The organism is Teredinibacter waterburyi, assembly GCF_001922985.1.
In the GTDB taxonomy this organism is placed as follows: domain Bacteria; phylum Pseudomonadota; class Gammaproteobacteria; order Pseudomonadales; family Cellvibrionaceae; genus Teredinibacter; species Teredinibacter waterburyi.
Map to the genome: position 1 here is coordinate 330,358 of NZ_MRUH01000022.1, position 22,705 is coordinate 353,062.

Annotated in this window: 12 protein-coding genes; 11 read left to right on the plus strand and 1 reads right to left on the minus strand. The window is 47.7% G+C overall.

All coding sequences use genetic code 11. The annotated features are described in order from the left end of the window. The first annotated feature begins 5 nt into the window (after positions 1-5). Positions 6-2,165 carry a putative bifunctional diguanylate cyclase/phosphodiesterase gene (locus tag IDZ20_RS04415; RefSeq protein WP_245792099.1) on the plus strand — a complete coding sequence of 720 codons (2,160 nt, stop codon included), beginning with the start codon at positions 6-8 and terminating at the stop codon, positions 2,163-2,165. A 32-nt stretch (positions 2,166-2,197) separates the two neighbouring features. Here IDZ20_RS04415 and IDZ20_RS04420 read toward each other — a convergent pair whose 3' ends face one another. Beyond that, the gene (locus tag IDZ20_RS04420) at positions 2,198-3,655 is read right to left on the minus strand and encodes a M48 family metalloprotease (RefSeq protein ID WP_188150202.1); all 1,458 of its coding nucleotides are present in this window, start codon (positions 3,653-3,655) and stop codon (positions 2,198-2,200) included. A 257-nt stretch (positions 3,656-3,912) separates the two neighbouring features. Between IDZ20_RS04420 and IDZ20_RS04425 the strand changes: the two genes are divergently transcribed. The 10 genes from IDZ20_RS04425 (at position 3,913) to IDZ20_RS04470 (ending at position 22,674) form a co-directional block, all read left to right on the plus strand. Next, positions 3,913-4,173, plus strand: coding sequence for a sulfurtransferase TusA family protein (locus IDZ20_RS04425; protein WP_188150203.1), 261 nt, complete (start codon positions 3,913-3,915; stop codon positions 4,171-4,173). Between the two features lie 3 nt (positions 4,174-4,176). Then, positions 4,177-5,328, plus strand: a complete 1,152-nt coding sequence (locus IDZ20_RS04430) for an AI-2E family transporter (protein ID WP_188150204.1) — start codon at positions 4,177-4,179, stop codon at positions 5,326-5,328. Next, positions 5,325-8,342, plus strand: coding sequence for an insulinase family protein (locus IDZ20_RS04435; protein ID WP_188150205.1), 3,018 nt, complete (start codon positions 5,325-5,327; stop codon positions 8,340-8,342). The genes IDZ20_RS04430 and IDZ20_RS04435 overlap by 4 nt, the downstream gene beginning before the upstream one ends. 610 nt (positions 8,343-8,952) lie before the next feature. After that, positions 8,953-11,607 (plus strand): pyruvate dehydrogenase (acetyl-transferring), homodimeric type, encoded by a 2,655-nt coding sequence (gene aceE / locus IDZ20_RS04440; RefSeq protein WP_188150206.1) that lies wholly within the window; start codon positions 8,953-8,955, stop codon positions 11,605-11,607. A gap of 25 nt (positions 11,608-11,632) precedes the next feature. Further along, entirely contained in the window at positions 11,633-13,534 is a 1,902-nt protein-coding gene (gene aceF / locus IDZ20_RS04445; RefSeq protein ID WP_188150207.1) for a pyruvate dehydrogenase complex dihydrolipoyllysine-residue acetyltransferase, read from the plus strand. A gap of 672 nt (positions 13,535-14,206) precedes the next feature. Beyond that, positions 14,207-14,779: a DUF2214 domain-containing protein gene (locus IDZ20_RS04450; protein ID WP_188150208.1), complete on the plus strand. Its 573-nt coding sequence runs from the start codon at positions 14,207-14,209 to the stop codon at positions 14,777-14,779. A 267-nt stretch (positions 14,780-15,046) separates the two neighbouring features. After that, positions 15,047-17,026, plus strand: a complete 1,980-nt coding sequence (locus tag IDZ20_RS04455) for a cellulose binding domain-containing protein (protein WP_188150209.1) — start codon at positions 15,047-15,049, stop codon at positions 17,024-17,026. Between the two features lie 28 nt (positions 17,027-17,054). After that, positions 17,055-20,258 carry a DUF1592 domain-containing protein gene (locus tag IDZ20_RS04460; RefSeq protein WP_188150210.1) on the plus strand — a complete coding sequence of 1,068 codons (3,204 nt, stop codon included), beginning with the start codon at positions 17,055-17,057 and terminating at the stop codon, positions 20,256-20,258. Positions 20,259-20,345: 87 nt separating this feature from the next. Then, positions 20,346-21,632: a DUF1552 domain-containing protein gene (locus IDZ20_RS04465; protein WP_188150211.1), complete on the plus strand. Its 1,287-nt coding sequence runs from the start codon at positions 20,346-20,348 to the stop codon at positions 21,630-21,632. A gap of 103 nt (positions 21,633-21,735) precedes the next feature. Further along, positions 21,736-22,674 carry an Lcl C-terminal domain-containing protein gene (locus IDZ20_RS04470; protein WP_245792101.1) on the plus strand — a complete coding sequence of 313 codons (939 nt, stop codon included), beginning with the start codon at positions 21,736-21,738 and terminating at the stop codon, positions 22,672-22,674. The last annotated feature ends 31 nt before the right edge of the window (positions 22,675-22,705 follow it).

Consider the following 22,705-nt stretch of genomic DNA (forward strand, 5'->3'; position numbering starts at 1 on the left):
AAGCTTTGAAAGAATTATCGCAGACACAGCTGGCAAGCGTTGCAAAAATTCAGGTTGCCGAAGTCGCTGAAAATTTAGACCTGCTATCACTTCTCGATGCGATGCGCTCAATAATATTCTATGTCGATCGCGATGCGGTTGTTGTACATGGAAATATTACGGCGCGTAGATGGGCGCCGAGCCGTTTTGTTATTGGTAGCTTTTTGGTCGACTTAATTCCCGATTGGCGCGATGTGAATCGCTTGCTAGCTGAGATTGCTATTGTTAGCGAAATGGGTACAGCGTCTTGGGGGCTTGAGTTTTTGGCGAGCACTCATGGCGTAGAGCATTGGTTTAGAGTTGATTTAATTCCAACCAAACGAACCGATGCTGATGCCGCCGGTGCCATGATTGTTATTGATGAAATCAGTGAAAGCGTGCGTACTGAATACGCCCTCCAAGAAAGTGAGGCTCGTTACAAAGCTTTTATAGCCAATAGCTCAGATGCTATTTGGTGCTACAGTATTTCCCCACCTGTCGATATCCGTCAGCCAGCGGATGTTCAAGTCCAAAAAATAATGTCCACGGCGGTTTTGGCCGAGTGCAATGTTCAGTTAGCAAAATTGTTTGGTGCAAATAAAATTGAGCATGTAGTTGGTGCGCGTTTGCATCGTTCGCGATCCGTCTCTACCCGTAGAGATGTTGCCAAGTTTGTCGAAAATGGTTATCGACTAGAAGAAACCGAGTTGCAATTGTTAACGTCGGACGGCAAACGCGGGTGTATGCAAAGCTCAGCAATTGGTGTAGTTGAAAATGGCTTTCTGACGCGAGCGTGGGGGATAACCCGCGATATTACCGAGCGCCGCAACTATATTGATAAAATGGAGCACCTTGCGAATCACGATGCATTGACGCAGCTACCTAACCGAGAGCTGCTGTATTCAACTATTGAACGCGCTCTTGAGCGACGTAAAGATGGTCGAGTGATGGCGCTAATGTTAATCGACCTAGATCGCTTTAAGGAAATTAACGATACCCTAGGCCATGTAGCTGGCGATGAGGTTTTAAAGCAAATTGGGCCCCGCTTAAAATCTGAGTTGAGTGAAATTAAGTCGTTAGTGGCGCGCTTGGGTGGTGACGAATTTGCAGTTTTTTTACCCTCGGTGAGAAGTGTCCAGCAGGTCGTGATTGCCGGCCATCGTTTATTGGATTGCCTTTGTGATGTGTTTGAATTACAAGGCAGTAAAACCGAAATTTCTGCGAGTATCGGTATTTCTACTTGTCCGCATCAAGCCGAGGATGTCAGTACTTTGATGCGTTATGCCGATGTGGCTATGTATCATGCCAAGAAAAGTATGAAGGGCGTGGCGCTTTACGATTCCAATTTTGATCCGCACTCACCAGTTCGGTTAGCGCTTATGGGTGCATTGGGAAAAGCCGTAAGAGAAAACGAATTGTTACTGCATTATCAGCCGAAGGTTTCCATGGAACGTCACCATGTATATGGGTTGGAGGCGTTGGTTCGCTGGAATCATTCGCATCTCGGTTTTGTCCCGCCAGAGGAGTTTATCCCTATTGCTGAGATGTCGAATATGATTTACCCCATGACCTATTGGGTTATGGAAAATGCAATTCGCACGAATGCAGCGCTATACGCTAAGGGTTATCGCCTTACTATCGCCGTGAATCTTTCGCCGCGTACGGTAACCGACGATCGTTTGCTTACAGATTTATCAAACTTGTTAAAACGGTACCAGCTTCCCAGTCATTTGTTGGAGTTGGAAATTACTGAGTCGTTAATTTTGTTGGAACCTGACCGCGCTTTCGCAGCACTAAAAAGTATTGGCGATCTTGGTGTGAAGTTGGCGATAGATGATTTTGGTACTGGGTATTCTTCGCTTGCTTACCTAAAGCGTTTGCCGGTCCAAACGCTGAAAATAGATAAGTCATTTGTGTTGGATATGCTCGATGATGAGCAGGATGAAATTATCGTCAACTCTACTATTAACCTCGCTCACAACTTGGGGTTAAGCGTTGTGGCAGAGGGAGTGGAATGCGAAGCTGTATATCAGCGCTTGAGCGATCATCACTGTGATTGCGCTCAGGGCTATCACATCGCTCCACCAATGAACGATTTAGAACTAGAGTCTTGGTTGAAAAACAGTCGCTGGACCAGTTGCCCATAGTGCACTGGTGGCGGAATTATTCGCCGCGCTTGTTACAGTTGGATTTCTTTGCGCAGCTGGCGTACCTCTTTAAGTTCTTGTTGTATCTTTGCTCGCGTGTGTTGGTCATCACTGGCGACAAGCTTCAGTGCATTTGAAAGCTGTATTTCGGCTTTATCGAACAGAGCGTTAAGCTTGAAATATTCAGCACGAGCCATATGCACAGCAAATATATTCCCGGCCAACCCTTCTGCCTCTGCCAGCAAATACCATACGTAGTCGTCTTTAGGCCGACGTAAGACGTGCTCATTTAGTACCTCTTCACACAGCTTGTAGTCGCCCGATAGCATTAGTATTTCGGCCAAGCGAGTATTTAGTGGGTGATGATTCGGATATTTTTGGCGGTAGCGCTGCAATAGTGCAATTGCGTCTGGGTATTTTTTTTCTGCCGTCAAAATATCGGCTTCTGCGACAACAAAGTAGAGGTTGTCTGGTGATGATGCCCGCAGTTGGTCGATTAGCTGCCTAGCTCTGTCGGTTTGATTGTCACGTATAAGTGCCAGCACTAAGCCGTATTGGGCGGCTGCATCTGAGTATTCGGTGCCCTTGAGTTCATCTTCAAACAGCTGAATTGCCGTTTTATTATTGCGCTCTTGGCGGATGATAGTGCGAGCGCGGACCAGTTCGTATTCCAGCACATTTGGCGTTAAACGTCGTGGAAACTCCTGCGCGCGCGCGCGGGAGTCGGCAACTCGCGACTCTGTCACCGGGTGGCTCATTAGAAACTCTGGTGGGCGACGTTGAAAGCGTGTAGCGCGCAGCATTTGCTCAAACATTTCCGACATAGCATAGGGGTTCATATCGGCGCGTACTAGTGTCTCCATACCACGACGATCGGCTTCCTGCTCCATTTGGCGGCTAAAGCGTAATTGTGCGCCAGCCGCGGACGCATTCGTGGCGGCAACGGCGGCAATTCCTGCATCTGCCCCAGCTGTCACGCCAATCAAGATCGCGGCGAGCATGCCTGCTAGCGTGGGAATCGCCATGTTCTTCTGCTGCTCGACTTGGCGTGCGTAGTGGCGTTGGCTGAGGTGGGCGAGTTCGTGAGCGACCACCGATGAGAACTGTTCTTCTGTTTGGGCGTAACGGAAAAGCCCTGTGTGAATACCTATAACACCGCCGGGAATGGCAAACGCGTTCAGTGTAGGGTTCTCGATAACGAGCACGTCGAGGCGGCGGTCATTTAGGTCGCTATAGCGCGCTAAGCGCCTTACCAGCTGCTCGCTGTAGCTTAGAATAAACGGATCCGATGTTGTTGGTACCTGAGCGCGGTAGATGCGCAGCCACTTTTGGCCTAAATCATACTCTTGCGATGGGGTTATCAGCCCACCGCTGTCGCCCCCCAAATTTGGAAGCTGTAAATCTCCGCCGAATACGAAGTGAGATAGCGGCAACGCCAGAAATAGAGTTAGCAGCGATTTTTTCAAAGATTGACGAAAGTATGTAAGCAAGGGTTAACAACCTCAGGGTATAAAGCGTATAAACAATGGATCTGATGCAGATTGACAGGCAGGCGAGTCGCATTGCATTTATAATGCCTGCTTGTTTGACGTGGCTAGTCTGCGTGAGTTCCTCGGGCCATCCTATTTGCGCAAGGTTATTTTTTCAAACCTTTTGCGAGTAGAGCTTACCGATACAGTAAAAAATATCATCTGCGGCGGCGTTTCACACAGCAAAACAATACTATAAACCTATTCGAAGAGTTTAAATGTCGGACCTCGGTAATAAGACGATTGAAGTCATTTCGCCTAGCTTGCTTATAGATGCTCGGGGTTTGGCGTGCCCATTACCCTTATTAAAGGCAAAACAGGGGCTAAATCAGTTAGCGGTAGGCGAGTGTCTACAACTTTTGGCTACGGATCCCGGTTCAGAGCGAGATATTCACGCCTATATGTCACTATCGGCACACCACCTCGAGAGTTTCAGTATTGACGCTGGAACCTATATTTACCTTATCAGGAAAGGATAATTTATGATTAGAGTGTTTCAGCGTTGGCTAGAGCGTTACTTTGCCGATGAAGAAGCCGTTCTCGTTGCTGTGTTGCTAGTGGCGAGTCTTGTAATTGTGTTAACCATGGGTGTGGTGTTGGCGCCGATGATCTCTGCGGTGATTATTGCTTTTTTAATGCAGGGTATGGTGTTGCGCTTACGCTCTTGGGGGGTACCGCATTTAGTCGCGGTAAGCATTACATTTCTAGTGCTCGCGGGTAGCCTTATTGTTGGCCTTGTCTATATTCTTCCGGCTTTTTGGCGTCAGTTAATCAATCTACTTAACGAAATGCCGCGCATGCTGCAGCAGGGCCAGCATTTGCTCCTATTGTTGCCAAAGCAGTATCCAACGCTGGTGACAGAAACACAGATCACCGAGGTGACCAGTAGTCTACGCAATGAGTTGGCGCAGTTTGGGCAGACCATCGTGTCCTTCTCTTTGGCGCAGTTGCCGATATTGTTCGCCGTGCTAATTTATCTAGTGTTGGTGCCAATCCTCGTATTCTTCTTTCTCAAAGATGGCGGTCAGATGCTGTCGTGGCTATCGAGTGTACTACCGCGCGAGCGACCGGTTATGAAGCAAATCTGGCAGGAAATGAATCTGCAGATCGCCAACTATGTACGCGGTAAGGTTATTGAAATTGTGATCGTCGCAGTGATCTCCAGCGTTGCGTTTAGCCTGCTCGATTTACGTTACGCGTTGTTACTGGGTATCTGTGTCGGCTTATCTGTATTGATTCCTTATATTGGTGCCGCGGCCGTCACTTTGCCGGTTGCGTTAATTGGGTTTTTTCAGTGGGGCTGGACCAACGAATTTTTTTACGTGATGTTAGTCTATGCAGTGATCCAAGCCTTAGATGGCAATATTCTGGTGCCTTTATTATTTTCTGAAGCGGTAAAAATGCACCCAGTTGTGATTGTTTTGGCCGTTTTAGTGTTCGGTGGCTTGTGGGGTTTTTGGGGGGTGTTTTTTGCCATCCCTCTCGCTACGCTCTGTAAAGCAATAATAAATGCTTGGCCAACGGTGGCTAAAGTTTATATAGATGTCGATACATTAAGTAGCCCTGATGTTGACCAGGAGACAAATCAAGGCACACAAAAAAAATCTGCCCAAGGCGACGGAGTGAATTCATGATCCAGCGGCCTAAAAAAACCGTGCTACTCAACAAGGTTATCTATTCGTGGTTGTTAATTGTTGGCTTGGGTGTTGTCTCGTTGCAGCTGTCGGCCTCGGCTGAGAGCGAACGCTTAAATGATGTTTCGGGCTCGCAAGTACAAATCGCTAGCCGCGTGTCAGATATTATTAAGCCTGAAACCGACACTCGTCTTTACCGTTCTCTGGAATTGAAAAATGGGTTAAAGGTGCTGTTGATTTCAGATCCTAAGGCGGAAAAGTCCGCCGCTTCACTGTCGGTATCGGTGGGAAGTGGTGACGACCCCGTTGATCGCAATGGCCTTGCACATTTTCTAGAGCATATGTTGTTTCTGGGGACGGAAAAGTATCCCGTTGCGGGAGAGTATCAGGATTTCATCTCCGGCCACGGCGGCTCACACAATGCCTATACCAGTATCGATCACACCAACTACTTTTTTGATATCGAAAACCCGTATTTCGATTCGGCACTAGAGCGCTTCGCCCAGTTCTTTATTGCGCCTTTGTTTGATGAAAAATATGTCGAACGTGAGCGCAATGCGGTGCACTCGGAATATTCCGCGAAATATGCTGACGAGTTTCGGCGCGCACGGGATGTGTATCGAGAGTTGGTGGCGGAAGCTCACCCTCTGGGTCATTTTTCGGTGGGTAATTTAGATACGCTTGCGTTGGAGGGGCCGCGTAAGCTGCAGGACGATTTAAATACGTTTTATACCCGTCACTATAGCGCCAATCGCATGGCGCTAGTGGTGCTTAGTCATCAGAGCCTTGAGTATTTGCAGGAGCGAGTAGTCAGCGTATTTTCTGCGGTGGCTAGCCGCTCGACCGAAGAGCCCGTAGCTGTAGTCAATTTTATTCCCGAGAGTCAGTTGCCACTGGAAGTTCAGTTGCGGCCGCGAAAAGAAAAACGTGAGCTTTCGTTTATTTTTCAAGTGCCTGATACCAAGCTCTACTTTCGAGAAAAGCCAACCGCGTACATCGGTTTTTTTCTAGGTCACGAAGGTAAGGGCAGCTTGTTGTCATTGCTAAAGTCAAAAGATTGGGCGACTGGATTGTCTGCCGGACGCTATCTTGAGTGGCGTGGTGGGTCAACGTTTGGAGTTTCGATTGCGCTTACCGAGCAGGGTGAGTCTCATGTAGATGAGATCCAAAGTTTACTGCTTGCAGCAATAGACTTGTTGAAATCTTCTGGTGTCGATCGTTGGCGATACGAAGAGCTTGCAAAGCTTGGTCGTCAATCTTTTGCCTACAGCGACGCCCAGCAACCTATTAGTGAGGTGATGCAGTTAGCAAATAAACTACAGCGGATACCTGTCCAAGAAATTTTACAGGTAGACCATCTCTACCAAAATTTCGACGCGGAACTTATCCAACGTTATTTGGCGAAACTGAGTCCGAGCAACATGGTGCGGGTGCAGGTTTCGCCAGCGGCCGTTGTTGATAAAACATCGCGCTACTATCAAACCGAATACAGTGTGCGCCCCTTGTCATTAGCTGCAAAAACTGTGGTCTCTAAACGATTGGTTGCAGAGCTAAAGCTTCCCAAACGAAATCGATTTATTGCAGAGGACTTTACCCTTTACCCCGCTAAAGTCGTTGCTGAAAAGGTGGGCGATGCTGAAGCCAAATCTCAGCCTAACGGCGTTGAGATCCCCACGGATTGGGCTGCGGTACCGGTGTTAATAGAGGGTGCTGAGCGTTTTAAACTCTGGTATCTAAATGATGATGTATTTGAGCTGCCGAAGGGGTTTGTGAAAATCCGCTACTACTTACCAGCCGTTGCGGATTCAGTCGATGGTGCAGTGCAAGCTAATTTGTACGCTGGGCTTATAACCGAGATGCTTAACGAAGTTTCTTATAGCGCAGCTATGGCGGGATTGAACTTTTCAGTATCGCCTCACTCACGCGGAATTGATCTCAGCTTTTCGGGTTATAGCGATTCCTTGCCAGCCTTAGTGAAAACAGTTCTCAGTGAAATCAAAAGCTACAACCGCAGTGCGCGGATTCGTAAAAAAGTACACGCCCAATCATTTGAAACCCTGCGTGATGACCTTTTGCGCGGCTATAAAAACGAACGCTTAAGCACCCCGTATCGCCGCTTGCTGCGCGTATTGCCAAGCCTTCTTTACAGCCCCTATTGGAGTTCAGATGCTCAGGAAACGGCTACGCTGGTGATGGGGTTGAAGCAGTACGAAGCGACAGTTGGGGATTTTTTCAGCGGGGCGAGTGCCGAGATGTTTGTGTTTGGTAACTATCGAGAAAAAGACGCGCAACGCCTCGCCAAGCCGGCAAAAAAGCTGCTTAGCTCTGGGCGTGACGCGCCATCGTTAGTGGCGAATCGGGTTGTCGACCTTAGTCGAGGCGGCCAACGATTTTGGAAGGTATTACCCTCGGAGCATAGCGATAGCGGGGTGATTTACTATATTCAAGCTGCGAGCGAAAGCGTCGCTGAAAGTGCGCGTTTAATGTTGCTAGAGCAGATGCTCGCAACACCGGCCTATACATCACTAAGAACAGAAAAGCAGTTGGGCTACATTGTGTTTGCAGCACTTTACCCAATTCGTGATGTGCAGGGATTAATGTTTGTGGTGCAGTCTCCTAGTGTCGACGCCAACACTATATATACCGAAGTTGATTCGTTTTTGCTGGGTTACAAGAGTGATGTATTGAATAACTTCGAGCGGGATAAGCTCTCTGTACTGGCAGGTTTGCGGCAAAAACCAAAGACTCAAGCTGAACGTGCTGGTGAGTTTTGGGATGGGCTGTTAAGGGGGGACACCGACTTCACTCGAAAGCAGCGACTTATTTCGGCAGTAGAGGGACTTGTCGGCGCTGATTTGACTGAATACTACGGGAAGCTACTTTCGTCGCAAAGCGCACGAGTTATTGTGGCTACAGAGCCGCCTTCTGCCGATGCTCTAGTTGGTTCAGCGATTGAGCTTATAGGTACAGATGATCAGCTGAAAAAAGCGTTGCCGAGCTACAAATACCCCTAAATTTGGTTCTGGTGGTCTTTCAGTGCTTAAAGGGTTGTGCAAAAAGCAGGCTGCAAGTCCTTGAATTCACTGCAGCTGCTAGCTAAATCTAGGGGACCTGTGTAGAATCGTGACACCCAAAATGGGCTCCATTTTGCGGTATTTAGATTGTGAATATAGTTTGTTGGGCAGCGACAGGGTTGAAATTCCCTGGAATCTAATAAGGTTGGGCCGAGGCTGAATCCACGCTTCTGTTACCAATTCTCCTTGTGATCCTAATCACAATGCTCAGGCCCGCTATAGGGTGAGCTTGCCACAACACTGGTGCAACAGGACTGCAGCCGAGTTGGTTTTTGCTTTTTTTGGCATTTTCAACTCTCGGTTTTTGGGTGGGTAGCGGCTGATAAATACAGCTCGCGCTGGCCTGTGCTCGCTTGATGTAATTGCATTGCAATCTGTCGAGCTGCGCCAGCAGCACCACTTCAAACTCCTCGTTTACATTACGTGCAAAGCGCAATAAGCCGTTTTGCGCTGCAGAATTTAACGCACTTTGGGCATAGGCTTTGACCGTGGTCCCATTGTGTTGATTATGAATATTGCGCCAGAGTGCGCACCTAGTCAGGAGGCTTTAATGCTAGAGGAAACTGATGCTCTCGAAACCCAAGAGTGGTTGGAAGCACTGGAATCAGTGATTCGCCAAAACGGTGGAGAGCGCGCGTCCTACCTGTTGTCGCAGCTGTCTAACGCGGCGACCCAAGCTGGGGTGAAGTTGCCCTCCGCGATCAACACGCCTTACGTCAACACCATTCCGGTTAAAAACGAAAAGCATTATCCTGGCGACCAATTTATGGAGCGCAAAATTCGCTCATTGGTTCGCTGGAATGCGATGGCTATGGTAATGCGTGCCAATGATAATAATGACGGCTTAGGCGGTCACATTTCATCATTTTCATCTTCTGCAACGCTCTACGAAGTAGGTTTTAACCACTTTTTTAGAGGTAATGAAGGCGACCAGTCTGGCGACCTAATTTATTTTCAAGGTCATATTTCCCCAGGCATCTATGCGCGCTCCTTCCTCGAAGGCCGCTTGACTGAAGATCAGCTCAATAATTTCCGGCGTGAAGTCGATGGCAATGGCCTGTCGTCTTATCCTCACCCTTGGCTAATGCCTGACTACTGGCAGTTCCCAACAGTTTCTATGGGCTTGGGCCCGATACAAGCAATTTATCAAGCGCATGTTATGCGCTATATGTCCGCACGAGGCCTGTCTCCTCGCGGCGACAGAAAAGTCTGGGCCTTCCTCGGTGATGGCGAATGTGATGAGCCGGAATCCCTAGGCGCGATTTCACTTGCTGGGCGCGAACAGCTTGAAAACCTGATATTTGTTATCAACTGTAACCTGCAGCGTCTTGATGGCCCTGTTCGCGGTAACGGTAAGGTAATGCAAGAGCTTGAAGGCGTGTTCCGCGGCTCTGGCTGGAATGTCATTAAGGTTGTTTGGGGGGCTGGTTGGGATCGCCTGCTCGAAAAAGATACCACTGGTTTGCTCGTAAAGCGTATGAACGAAGTGGTTGATGGCGAGTTGCAGAACTACAAAGCAAACGGCGGCGCCTACACTCGTGAGCACTTCTTCGGTAAGTATCCGGAGTTGTTAGAGTTAGTTGCAGATATGACAGACGAGGAGATCTTCCAGCTTAATCGCGGTGGTCACGATCCTCAGAAGGTTTACGCGGCCTACTCCGAGGCTGTTGCCACGAAGAGACAGCCTACCGTTATCTTGGCGCAAACCGTAAAAGGTTACGGTCTGGGTCAAGCCGGCGAGTCTGCCAATATCACTCACTCAGTGAAGAAGCTGGATTTAGAAAGCCTGAAGAAGTTTCGCGACCGCTTCGGCATCCCTATCCCTGACGAAGAGCTTAAAAACGTCCCCTATTACCGCCCAGCGGATGACTCCCCTGAAATGGTGTACATGCAGCAGCGTCGTACTGCTCTGAATGGTTATCTGCCCGCTCGAGTGGCAGACTTTGAGGCGTTAACTGTTCCACCAATGGAAACTTTCAAGGCGTTACTGAAGTCGACTGGAGATCGAGAGATATCATCGACTATGGCGTTTGTTCGTTACTTGTCCACGTTGGTGAAAGACAAGAATATGGGTAAGCAGGTTGTTCCGATTGTGCCGGACGAGGCGCGTACCTTTGGTATGGAAGGTATGTTCCGCCAACTTGGTATTTATTCGTCCGAGGGGCAGCACTATACGCCGCATGATCACGATCAGATCATGTACTACAAAGAAGACAAGAAGGGTCAGATTTTAGAAGAAGGTATTAACGAAGCTGGGGCTATGTCGGCTTGGATTGCGGCGGCAACGGCGTACAGTACCTATGGTGTACCTATGGTGCCGTTCTATATCTACTACTCGATGTTTGGTTTCCAGCGTATTGGTGACTTAGCGTGGCTCGCGGGCGATATTCAGGCGCGCGGCTTCCTAATTGGTGCAACCTCTGGTCGCACGACGTTAAATGGTGAAGGCCTGCAGCACCAAGATGGCCACAGCCATCTAATGGCGAACACTATCCCTAACTGTCGCACCTACGACCCGACTTACAGCTATGAACTTGCCGTGATCATACAAGATGGTTTGAAACGTATGTATCACGAGAAAGAGAACGTATTCTATTACCTGACCACAATGAACGAAAACTACTCACATCCGGAGATGCCGGAAGGAGCAGAAGCGGGCATTATTAAAGGTATTTACAAGCTCAAAGATGGTAAGAAAAACGTTAAGAAGAAGCGTGTACAGCTGATGGGTGCCGGTTCTATTCTGCGTGAAGTTGAAGCGGCCGCAGAGTTGCTGCGTGATGACTGGGGTGTTGAATCCGATATCTGGAGCGTGACAAGCGTGAATGAGCTTGCTCGAGATGGTCAGCGCACTGAGCGTTGGAATCGTTGGAATCCTACGGCTACGGCGAAGAAAGCGTACATTACAGCCGTCTTAGAAAAAGCGGACGGCCCCTTCGTCATTTCTACGGATTATATGAAGAGCTACTCTGAGCAGTTGCGCGCCTATATACCGGGTAATTATCACGTACTTGGAACCGACGGTTTTGGCCGATCTGATACACGTACCAAGCTGCGTCACTTCTTCGAAGTTGACAGACACTTCGTTACCATCGCGGCTTTAAAGGCCTTAGCGGATGAAGGCAAAGTTGAAGTTAAAATCGTAGCAGAAGCCATGACTAAATACGGCATTGACGGCGCTAAAGCCGATCCAATGACTGTTTAAAGCGTTAGTAAAGGAGAGTATCCGAGTGTCTAAACAAATCATCCCGGTACCCGATATTGGCGGGTCTGCGAATGTGGACGTTATAGAAGTTTGCGTTGCCCCAGGCGATATGGTGGCGGCGGAAGACTCTCTTATTGTTCTAGAGTCAGAAAAAGCATCGATGGAAGTTCCGAGCCCAGTCGCTGGCCGCGTCATTAGCGTTCTTGTCAAAGACGGTGATTCGGTCGCTGAAGGAGCTCCGATTGTTGAAATAGAAACAGAGGACGAGGTTGCTGAGGTAGCCTCACCTAGCGCGCCTGAGCTAGTGCCGACTCCTGCCGCCGCAGCTCCTGAGGCGGCTACAGGCTCATCTGCAGAAGAGTTAGTTCGTGTGCCCGATATCGGCGGATCTGAAGGTGTCGATGTCATTGAAATCTGCGTAGCTGTCGGCGACGAGGTTAGCGAGGGCGACTCACTGGTTGTACTTGAGAGTGATAAGGCGTCGATGGAGGTTCCCTCTCCCTTCTCTGGCAAGGTTGTTAGTCTGGGCATGAGTGAGGGCGATAAGGTTTCCATGGGGGACGCGGTTGCAACTCTGTTGGTTGCCTCTTCAGACTCACCAAAGGCAGCTGCTCCTGAAGCTCAGGCGCCGAAAGCTGCTGCAGAACCGGTATCTGTTTCATCGGAACTTGATGTGGCTGTGCCAGATATTGGCGGGGCTGAAGACGTTGAGGTGATTGATGTTTGCGTATCTGTCGGTGATTCGGTAGCTGAGGGCGACTCTATTGTCGTTCTTGAAAGTGATAAGGCGTCGATGGAAATCCCATCGCCTGCGTCCGGCACTGTTGTGGCAATTCAGATTAAGACTGGAGAAAAAGCATCGAAAGGAACACCGGTCTTGACCTTGAAGACCGAGTCCACTGCAGCTGCATCAGCTCCTGTCGCCGCAAGTGCTACTGCGCAGGCTTCCGTAAAAGCGCCTGCGCCAGCAGCAAAAGCTGCGCCGCCTAAAGCCGCGCCAGCTTCAGCTAGTGGCGGTTTGGTCTACGCCGGGCCTGCGGTGCGTTTACTCGCGCGTGAGTTGGGCGTGGATCTGACGCTGGTACCGTCAACTGGACCGAAGGGCCGGATCTTAAAGGATGATGTACACGCTTACGTTAAATCCGTTATGCAGCAGCAGAAAGATTCGCCGAAGGGTGTTTCTGGTGGTAGCGGCATTCCCGCAATCCCAGAAATAGACTTTTCCCAGTTCGGTGAGATTGAACTGAAGAAAATGACTAAAATTGGCAAGCTGACCGCGGCTAATATGAGCCGCAACTGGCTTAACGTGCCCCATGTTACCCAGTTTGATGATGTCGATATTACTGAGCTTGAAGCTTTCCGTAATAGCATGAAAGCCGATGCCGAGAAGGCTGGAGCCAGACTGACGCCGTTACCATTTTTATTGAAAGCCTGCGCGGCAGCTTTACGAGCGAATCCAAAGTTTAATGTTTCTTTGCATGCTGACGGTGAGCATATCGTTCAAAAGAGCTATGTGCATATTGGTGTCGCTGTTGATACGCCGAATGGTTTGATGGTGCCGGTACTTCGAAACGTGGATCAAAAAGGTTTGTATGAACTCGCGCGTGAAACTATCGAGCTGGCCGGTAAGGCACGAGATGGCAAGCTTATGCCTAAAGATATGCAGGGCGGTTGTTTTACAATCTCGAGTTTGGGCCCTATCGGTGGCACTGGGTTTACACCAATTGTGAATGCCCCTGAGGTTGCTATTTTGGGCGTCTCTAAGGCATCGATTAAGCCTGTATGGAACGGTAGTGAGTTTGAGCCGCGTCAGATGCTGCCTTTATCGTTGTCCTATGACCACCGCGCAATTAACGGCGCCGATGCAGGTAAGTTTTTTACCTACCTAGGCTCCGTGCTTGCTGATTTAAGGCGGTTAATTATTTAAGGTTGGGCGTCCACTTTAATTATGCGTAAACGGGCTTTTTAGCCCGTTTTTTTTGCTAAGTTTGAGGGAAGGCGAAAAGTCATTTTGGGGCTCGTTCTGGCCCAAATAGGGGTGATAGTTAATTGGTATTAAAACTCGCTGCTGGAATTAATACTAAGTTGTAGGTTTTTATCGTCCCGAATTAATTAAAGCACTATTTTTTATTTGGTGGGGTGTAACCCGCTATTTTTTGGCTGAAATTTAAACAAAAAAATGGCGTGTAAACAGTCTAAACTACGCTTCAAATAGTGTGACCTACGTCACAAAAGATGCTATTGTTCATTCCGCAAACAGACATATTGTTCGCACTGAGGCTATCCGACAATCTCTTATTGAGGTAGTCTCTCGCACTGATAGTCCATAACAATAAACATTAAAAAGAGTGCAAAAAAGTAGGAAGAGCGTTTGTTTGAACGGGAATTCCTGAATCACGTACGAGAAAGTCTAAAAATAATACTTTTGTACGATGAGAGACATTTGGCGGATGTTAGTCCAAGTGTAAAACTTCAGAGCTGTATCTCCTTACAGGATGTTCGGTATTTAAGCGGCTAGGGCAGTTGTCTGCCTTTGCGCTAACAGATCTGGCAAAACGATAACTAAGAACAATAACTTATTTTGTCGGGAACCTGGATTATGAAAACTTTAGTTGTATATATGCATTTGTTGTCAGCGTGTGTAGCTGTCGGCTCGCTGATTTTGCAAGATCTTGGCCTGTGGCGTACTCGTGCGCGATCGTTAACAGAAAATGAAATTGGTGAGCTGACTAAAACCGCACAAGTTATCACCTTGGCTTTAGTGCTGTTGTGGATATCGGGCTTGGCGCTAGTGGGGCTTGGTTACCTAGCGAATCCCGAGCAGTATCTGTTGAATGAGAAACTTTGGGCCAAATTCACCGTTGTTGTGATTCTTACCCTTAATGGGGTTTTCCTTCACTATTACACTTTCCCCAAGATCAGTTCTGGCAAAGTGTTTATCTCAATGCAGTCTACCGAACGTTTTGGTGTGGTACTAACGGGCTGCATTTCCGCAGTCACTTGGTTGTTTGCTTGCTATTTGGGTATAGCGCGGCCTTGGAACTACACTCTCGATTATGCGAGCATTATGACGCTTTACGCTGGAATACTAGCGGTTGCATTTGTTGGCGGTCACGAGATGGTGCGCTTTAGCGGTAGAAGTTTTGCGAACTCCATGGCGCAACCCAGTTAAATAATAATAAATTTTCACAGTGAGGCGGCTACCTAAGGCGGCCTTGCTGGTTTACCGTATTTGTTCGTTGCTGTAAGAGGTTTTTGCAGGTAGTCGGCGAGCAGACATTGTTGGTAGGTTTTTCCAATCTACCGACAACATAAATTTCTTCGAAATGGTGTTCGATCTACCTTTGGTTTCGATGAATAACAATAACTATAAACCATGAGTCTCTAAGGCGGTCTTCTGCCCGGTCTCATTTTCCTTACATAGAGAGGAGAGTCTGTTGTGAAGCATGCAGCGATAAAGTCAGCGCTATTATTGAGCGTAGCACTCTGTTTTGGGGGGCTATCCAGTATAGTGTCTGCACAAAGTACGTGCTCGATTGACTATGTGGTCGCGTCCGATTGGGGCAGCGGCGGTAGCCATCGAGTGTTTGTTACCAATAATGGTAGCGCAATTAACGGCTGGGAGCTTACCTGGGATTTTAATGGTAGCGAACAGATCAGCAATCTTTGGAATGGTAGTTATACGCAAACCGGTAGTTCGGTAACCGTAACTAGTATGTCTTGGAATGGTAACTTGGCTTCTGGCCAGGAGTTGGAAGTTGGTTTTAATATCAACGGTTCAACTAGCACTCTTCCGACTGTATATTTTAATGGCTCTGATTGTAGCGGTGGTAGTTCATCTACCTCTTCTTCAAGCAGCAGCTCCTCTAGTAGCTCTTCTAGTTCTAGCAGCTCTTCGTCTAGCTCAAGCAGTTCTTCAAGTTCTAGCAGCTCTTCGTCTAGCTCAAGCAGCTCTTCAAGTTCTAGCAGTTCTTCGTCTAGCTCAAGCAGCTCTTCAAGCACGTCAAGCGGCTCGTTTAGCGTATCGGCTAGCTTTGAGAATGACAGTGTTGATCAGCAGCCTGCGGGCTGGGATAACTTTGTTGGTTGGGTACATAACAATACCAATAACAATGTTAACCAAGCTAACTACGCTCTAGTTGACGATACTCGCGCCTATACAGGTTCTCGATCTGTGCACTTTAAAGGCGGTGCTAGCCCAGCTCAGATCATCCAGGCGTTACCTGCTGGTGTTGAAACCCTATACATGAAGGCTCATGTTTATATGAGCAAGAAGTTGGGTAATGAAGCTGGCGATAACCACGAGCATATTTTTGCGATTAAGGCCGATGCGAGCGCAAATAATGAAGTTCGTTTTGGCCAAATCAAGGGTGTCCTAGGAACTAACGAAGTGCCTAGTGATGACATTTCTCCACGTCAAAACCAGTGGGAGAGTGGTCCAGAAATCACCGCAAATGAATGGCACTGTGTTGTGGTTGAAGCACTGGGTGGTAATCGTTCTTATCACCAATTAAATGCCTATGTTGACGGCGTACTTGTGCATACTATTGATTCCGCAGATGACTGGAATAATGGTAGCCCTGGCACTAATTCTTGGTTAGACGGCAAGTTTAGCTATGCGGCATTTGGCTGGCATTCCTTTAGCGGGAACGATGCTGATGTTTGGATGGATGATATCGTCTATTCCGACGCGCCAATTAGCTGTGATACACAGACTAGCTCTTCTTCAAGTTCTAGTTCTTCTTCAAGCAGCAGCTCTAGTTCTTCTTCAAGTTCTAGCTCTTCTTCAAGCAGCAGCTCTAGTTCTTCTTCAAGTTCTAGCTCTTCTTCAAGCAGCAGCTCTAGCTCTTCTTCAAGTTCTAGTTCTTCTTCAAGCAGCAGTTCTAGCTCTTCTTCAAGTAGCGGTAGTGCAGCCTCTTTGGATAGCTCTGCGTCTTACTTGAACTTTGTAACGATCAAAAATACTCACAAAGTTGAGAGCCATATTTTTGAAGCGTTATCGGGTTCTATTGATACCGCCGGCGATGCCACTTTGGTGATCGATTTGTCGAGCGTTAACACGAATAACACCACGCGTGATCCACGCATGCGTAATATTCTGTTTGAAGTGGATTCATATCCAGAAGCTGTTATTACTATTGATAACGCGACTAGTTTGATCCCTTCTGACGTTGGTGCCACTCAAATAAGCGATGTAACTGCAAGCATATCTCTACACGGAGTTAACGGTGTTGTTGAAACCCAACTTCTTGTACAGCGTTTGTCGGCGAACCGCGTGATGGTGAAGAATGTTTCACCTATCTTAGTAACAGCAGCAGACTACGGTCTCGATGTTGGTATCGAAGAATTGCGCAACCTCGCAAGTCTTAGTGTTATCAGCACCGTAGTGCCTGTCGACTTTGTTCTGTTTTTTGAGTGAACCTAACGAAAACTAAAGAGTATTAGTCATGAATAAATTTATAAAACAAGCAATGCTCTCGCTAGGGTTCGTAGCATCAGGTACTGCGTTCGCGCAGGACGAGTTGTGTACAGTTTCCTACGAGGCCGCCAATAGCTGGGGCAGCGGAGCACAAATTGCCGTTGAAGTTACCAACAATGGCTCAGCGATTAGTAGCTGGGACCTGGGTTGGACCTACAATGGTTCCGAAACAATCCAAAACCTTTGGAATGGTAGTTACACCCAAAGTGGCGCTGATGTAGTTGTATCCGACTCTGGGTACAACGGCAGCGTCGCCTCTGGCGGCACCTTTTCATTCGGCTTTATTTTAAGTAGTGGTTACAGCACCAACTTCCCTACATCATTCACTTTAAACGGTGAATCATGTAGCGGTGGCTCTAGCAGCTCTTCCAGTTCTTCTAGCTCTAGTTCTTCTAGCTCTAGCAGTTCTAGTAGTTCATCTAGCTCAAGTAGCAGCTCAAGCGGCGGCAACTTGGCGTGGGTAATGAACGAAAATGCTTCCACTATGAAGTTTGTTACTGTTAAGAAAGAACACACCTTTGAAGTTCAGAACTTTGATAGTGTTTCTGCGACAATCGACACCAGTGGTAACGCTGTACTTGAATTGCCGCTAGACAGTGTAAACACCAACAACACTACGCGTGATCCACGTATGCGCAGTATCCTGTTTGAAACAGGTATCTTGCCGAACTTGTACTACGCGGTACAGTTGGACCTAAATGCAATTAGTAACCAGTCTGCAGGTACTTCTACGGTGATGAGCCTAGACGGTACTTTGACACTACACGGCGTGAGCAAAACACTTGCTACCGACGTACTGGTAACTAAGTCTACTAGCTCTAAAGTCAGTGTTAGCAACGTTAAGCCCATTTTGGTTAATGCTGCTGATTTCGATCTTGCTGGTGGTGTAGAAGCTTTGCGTTTGGTTGCTAGCCTAAGCAGTATTTCTCAGGTTGTTCCAGTTTATTTCTACATGGAAATGAATCAGAACACTGATCCTAATGCCGCAGCCTTGGCCGTGTCAGCTGCTCCAGCTGCTCCGTCTAACTTGGGTGGTCAGTACGATTCAACTAACGAAGAAATTGACCTCACTTGGAACGACAACGCTAATAACGAAACTGGCTACTTGGTTCGTAACTTGGATGAAAATGGCTACTGGGTAACCGCAGCTGATTTGACTTCCAATGCACGTAACTTTAGTGACGTTGCGTTAAACGAAGGCGATTACACCTATAAAGTATTGGCTTACAACGGTAGTGTTCCATCTACTGCTACAGACGCTTTAACTGTAAATGTGACCTTTACCGGTGAACCAACTCCAACACCAGACGAAACTGATCCGGTACAAGCTGGCCACGATCTCTATATGGATCAGTGTTCTAGTTGTCACGGAGAAACTGGTGATGGCTTCCCGATTGGTGTACCTCTAGATAGTGCTACTGACTTAAATAGCATGATCAGCTACATCGAAACTAATATGCCAGCTGGCGACTCATCTAGTTGTGATGCGACCTGTGCTGCCAATATTGGTGCCTTTATCGAAGCAACTTTCTGGTCGACTGAAGAGCCTCCTCTTGTTTGTGAAACAACTAACTATGGTGTACGCCAGTTGAAGTTGTTGACTACAGCAGAGTACCAGTACTCTCTAGAAGACTTGGTTGGCTTGAACTACAGTGCTGCTGATGGTTTGGCTGCTGATACGGTAGTAGGATACTTCGTCAACAACGCTCAAAAGGCTGTTGTATCAAGTATTTACGATCGCTATTTGACTGTTGCTAAAGATGTGGCGCAGTGGTCTGCAGACCGTAACTTCCAGGACGCACTAAGTTGTGGTGGTAACTTCAACCAGTCGTGTGCTACTCAATTCGTTGACACCTTTGCACCTAAGGTATTCCGTCGCGCATTGGATACAACTGAGCGTTCTACATACTCCAACATGGCTAACGGTAACCTCACCAGTGGTGACGTTAAAGCCGGTATTCAGTTGGCTATGGAAGCGTTGTTGTCTTCTCCGCAGTTCTTGTACCGTCACGAAATTGGTGAAACTAATAACAATGCTGGCATAGACAGCGATGCTTATCAGTTAACTGATTACGAAATGGCGACCTTCTTGGCGTATACCTTTACCGGTTCTACTCCAGATAGCACAGCTCTGCAAAAAGCGTCGAATAATCAGTTGAACACTGAAGCTCAGATCCGTCAGGAAGCTCAGCGTTTACTTGATAGTGCTGGCGCACAGCGCAAGATGGGTGACTTCGTAGGTAGCTGGTTAGCGACTGACGATCTTGAAAATGCACCTAAAGATGGCAACACTTGGGCTAACTTCGATAACGTCATTCCATCGATGAAAGAAGAGATTCGCCAGGTATTTGCTAACGTAATGTTGGATTCTGGTGAGAGTTTTGCCTCTCTTTACGCTGGTGATTACACCTACGTAGATGGCACGCTAGCTCAGCACTACGGTATCAACGGTGTTAATGGCAGCAACTTCCAGCGCGTAAGCACTAGCGATCGTGGTGGTATCTTGGCAAACGGCGCTTTCATGGCTCGTTGGGCTGAGGATGTTGAGTCTTCGCCAATCCGTCGTTCGGTGCGTGTACGTCGTCGTATGTTGTGTCAAGATCAGCCAGAACCACCAGCGAATATTGCTTTAGGCCGTGAAGCGGCGCTAGAGGAAAACGCTGCGATTCTTAATGATCCTGCAACGACTAACCGTATGAAGTATGCCTTGATTACCGGTTCTGATGATTGTTCTGCTTGTCACAAAGAGTGGATCAACCCATTAGGTTTCGGTATGGAAGACTTCAACGCCGTTGGTAACCCACGTTCACAAGACTTACGTGGTAATGCTATCGACGCTAGCGGTATTCTTTACGCTCCAGAAAACCTGAACGATAAAGCAATCGGTATCGACTTCAGTGGTACTCGCGGTCTAGGCAGCGTATTGGCTACATTGCCAAGTGCTCAGGCTTGTGTGTCTCAGAACATGTTCCGCTATGTTTACGGTATTGGTGTAGATGGTATCGACGTTAAGAACCCAGAAGGTCCTCAACTCGACGCAACCGAACAGAATGGTTATGCCTGTGAAGTTCAAAACCTAACAAACACCATGATGGATCAATCTCCACGAGCGATGCTTGAAGGCATGGGCGCTATGGATGCAATTCGTTTCCGTAAGGCCTGGTCTCGCTAAGCGAAACGCGTGATTACCGCGAGGTAATCACGCACTCGTTCTACGAACAGATTCAGAAATGAGTGACAAAAATTAAAGGTTTAGATCATGAAAAAGCGATTCAAAAATATATTTGATAAAGAGCGCCGGGATTTATTGAAAATCTTTAGTGCTGCAGGAATCTCGAAAGGCCTGCTTCGCGCTTCTCCGCTGGTCTCAGGCATGATGATTTCGCGTCTTGCCGATGCACAGCAGACCGGACCAAACAAATCTGTAGTGGTATATACCCCAGACGGTTGTATTCCTTCGCAGTGGTTTCCGAACAGTAACCTAACTTCATTCCCACCAATGTCAGAGCCATATTCTGCCGTTGCTAACGAATGTAACTTTTTACGGAACATGGGCCATCACCGTGGTGGTCACGGCGTAATGCCAACTCTGCTAAACAATCAGTGGACTGGCGATAGCTTCGACGTAAACATGGGACGTACTATTGGTGAAAACCGTCCATTTATGTACCTTAATTTGGGTGTACATTCAAACGGGCACGGTTATATCACGCGCGATAACAACACTGAAGTTCCATTTGAAGACAACCCCTTCAACGCCTTTAACCGTTTGTTTGGTAACGGCGGAACGGGTGGCGGCGGTGGCGGCACTACGCCAACCGATAACACTGGAAGTGTTATCGATGCGCACAAAGATGCCATCAATGCTTTGACTAATAAGTTGGGCAATCACGAGCGACAGCGCTTGGATTCTCACTTGAGTGCGATCGAAGAAACTGAGCGTCGCATACAGGCGTTAGCGGATCAGAATAGTAATCCAGATTCTGGTACAAGCACTTGTAGCGTTCCTGCCGCACCAGGTAGTTTTGCGTTAGATTTTGCTAACTTTGAGCGTCACGCAAACTTGCAGGCGGATATCATTGCGTTAGCGTTGAAGTGTAACTTAACCTCATCTGCCTCATTGGGTCTTGGTAATCACCAGGGCGAGTTCAGCTTCCCATACCTGAACTTCACCGGTATCTATCACCAGTCAATTCACGGTGGTAACGGTGGTGATTCAAGTTACCCGCACTTCACTGAGACGCGTCGTCATATCAGTGAAATGACGGTTTACTTGATTCAGAAGTTGAAAACCGAAGGTGTATTGGATTCAACTATTGTTATGAACGTTACAGAGATGGGCGATGGTGATGCTCACTCTAGTAATGACATACCTTTGGTTATGTCTGGTGGTGGCGGTGCAATTCGTCGCGGTGTTTCAAATGCTGGTGGTTCTTCTTACACACCATTGCATATGCTTCACACGGCTGCGGTAGCGCTAGGTGCAGATCAGCATCCGTCCTATCAGGGCTATGCATCAAGTGTAATTCCTAACGTACTTGCGTAATTAGAGTTACACCTGTCTAACAAAAAACCCGACCTCGTTGTCGGGTTTTTTGTTTTGTTCTTAAATCGTATTTAGATTAACCGTCAAATGTAGTGTAAATGTTATGTGCGTTATAAAAACTCTGAAAATTCGTGTCGCGTTAGTGTCGGTTATTACTTGTCTCGGTTTGGCTTTCAGCGGTTGCTCTAAACATGAGGCAACAGTGGCGGAGGTCGGCGAAGACGGAGCTCCACAAACCGATTCGACTAGTACAATGGTACCTCTGACTAAAGTAGAGCGAACTAAGCACAGTCGCAAATTAAACGATACAGGTATCACATGGGGGGGGAACTACCCCAAAGATATTAACTATGAATGCACTGCGCTAGTTAACGTCGATCAGCTGCCGGACGGGGAAACGGTCACCGGTGATATACTCGCGCAACAAGATTGCGCCAACGGATGGGATAAAACGGCTGGTGAAAATGGTTTAGCGGCTTACTTGTACAAAAAAATAGGTACAAAAGGTGAACTGCTAGCGGATGACGCCAGCTCATGGTCTTGTGTTCTCGATGAAGTTACAGGTTTGGTTTGGGAAGTAAAACAAGATGCTGATGGTGAGTATGGAAAGGGCGTACTTAATGACGCGGACGACCTGTTCATGTGGTACAACTCGAATATTTATAATAATGGAGGCGCGATTGGTAACTGGAATAGCCAGTTTGATCAATGCGCAGGCTATGAAGCCGGTAAACCTACAACCTACTGTAATATCGAGCAGTTCGCTGCACGCGTAAATGAGCAGGGTTTGTGTGGTGCTAACGATTGGCGAATCCCTAGTCGTCCTGAGCTGGAAAGCCTTGTTAATTTTGGGCAGACGATGCCTGCAATTGAAAACGCTTACTTCAGAGACACCAAAAACGAATTCTATTGGAGCAACACACCGGTCGCCGGCTTTAAGGGTTCGGCTTGGGCGGTAAGCTTTCAATTTGGTTTTTCGGCGCCATTACCACGGGATAACAGTCGCCATGTGCGCCTAGTACGCAGCTACGTAAGCCAGTAGCTCGGCATTTGTATAATCATTTAAGATATTT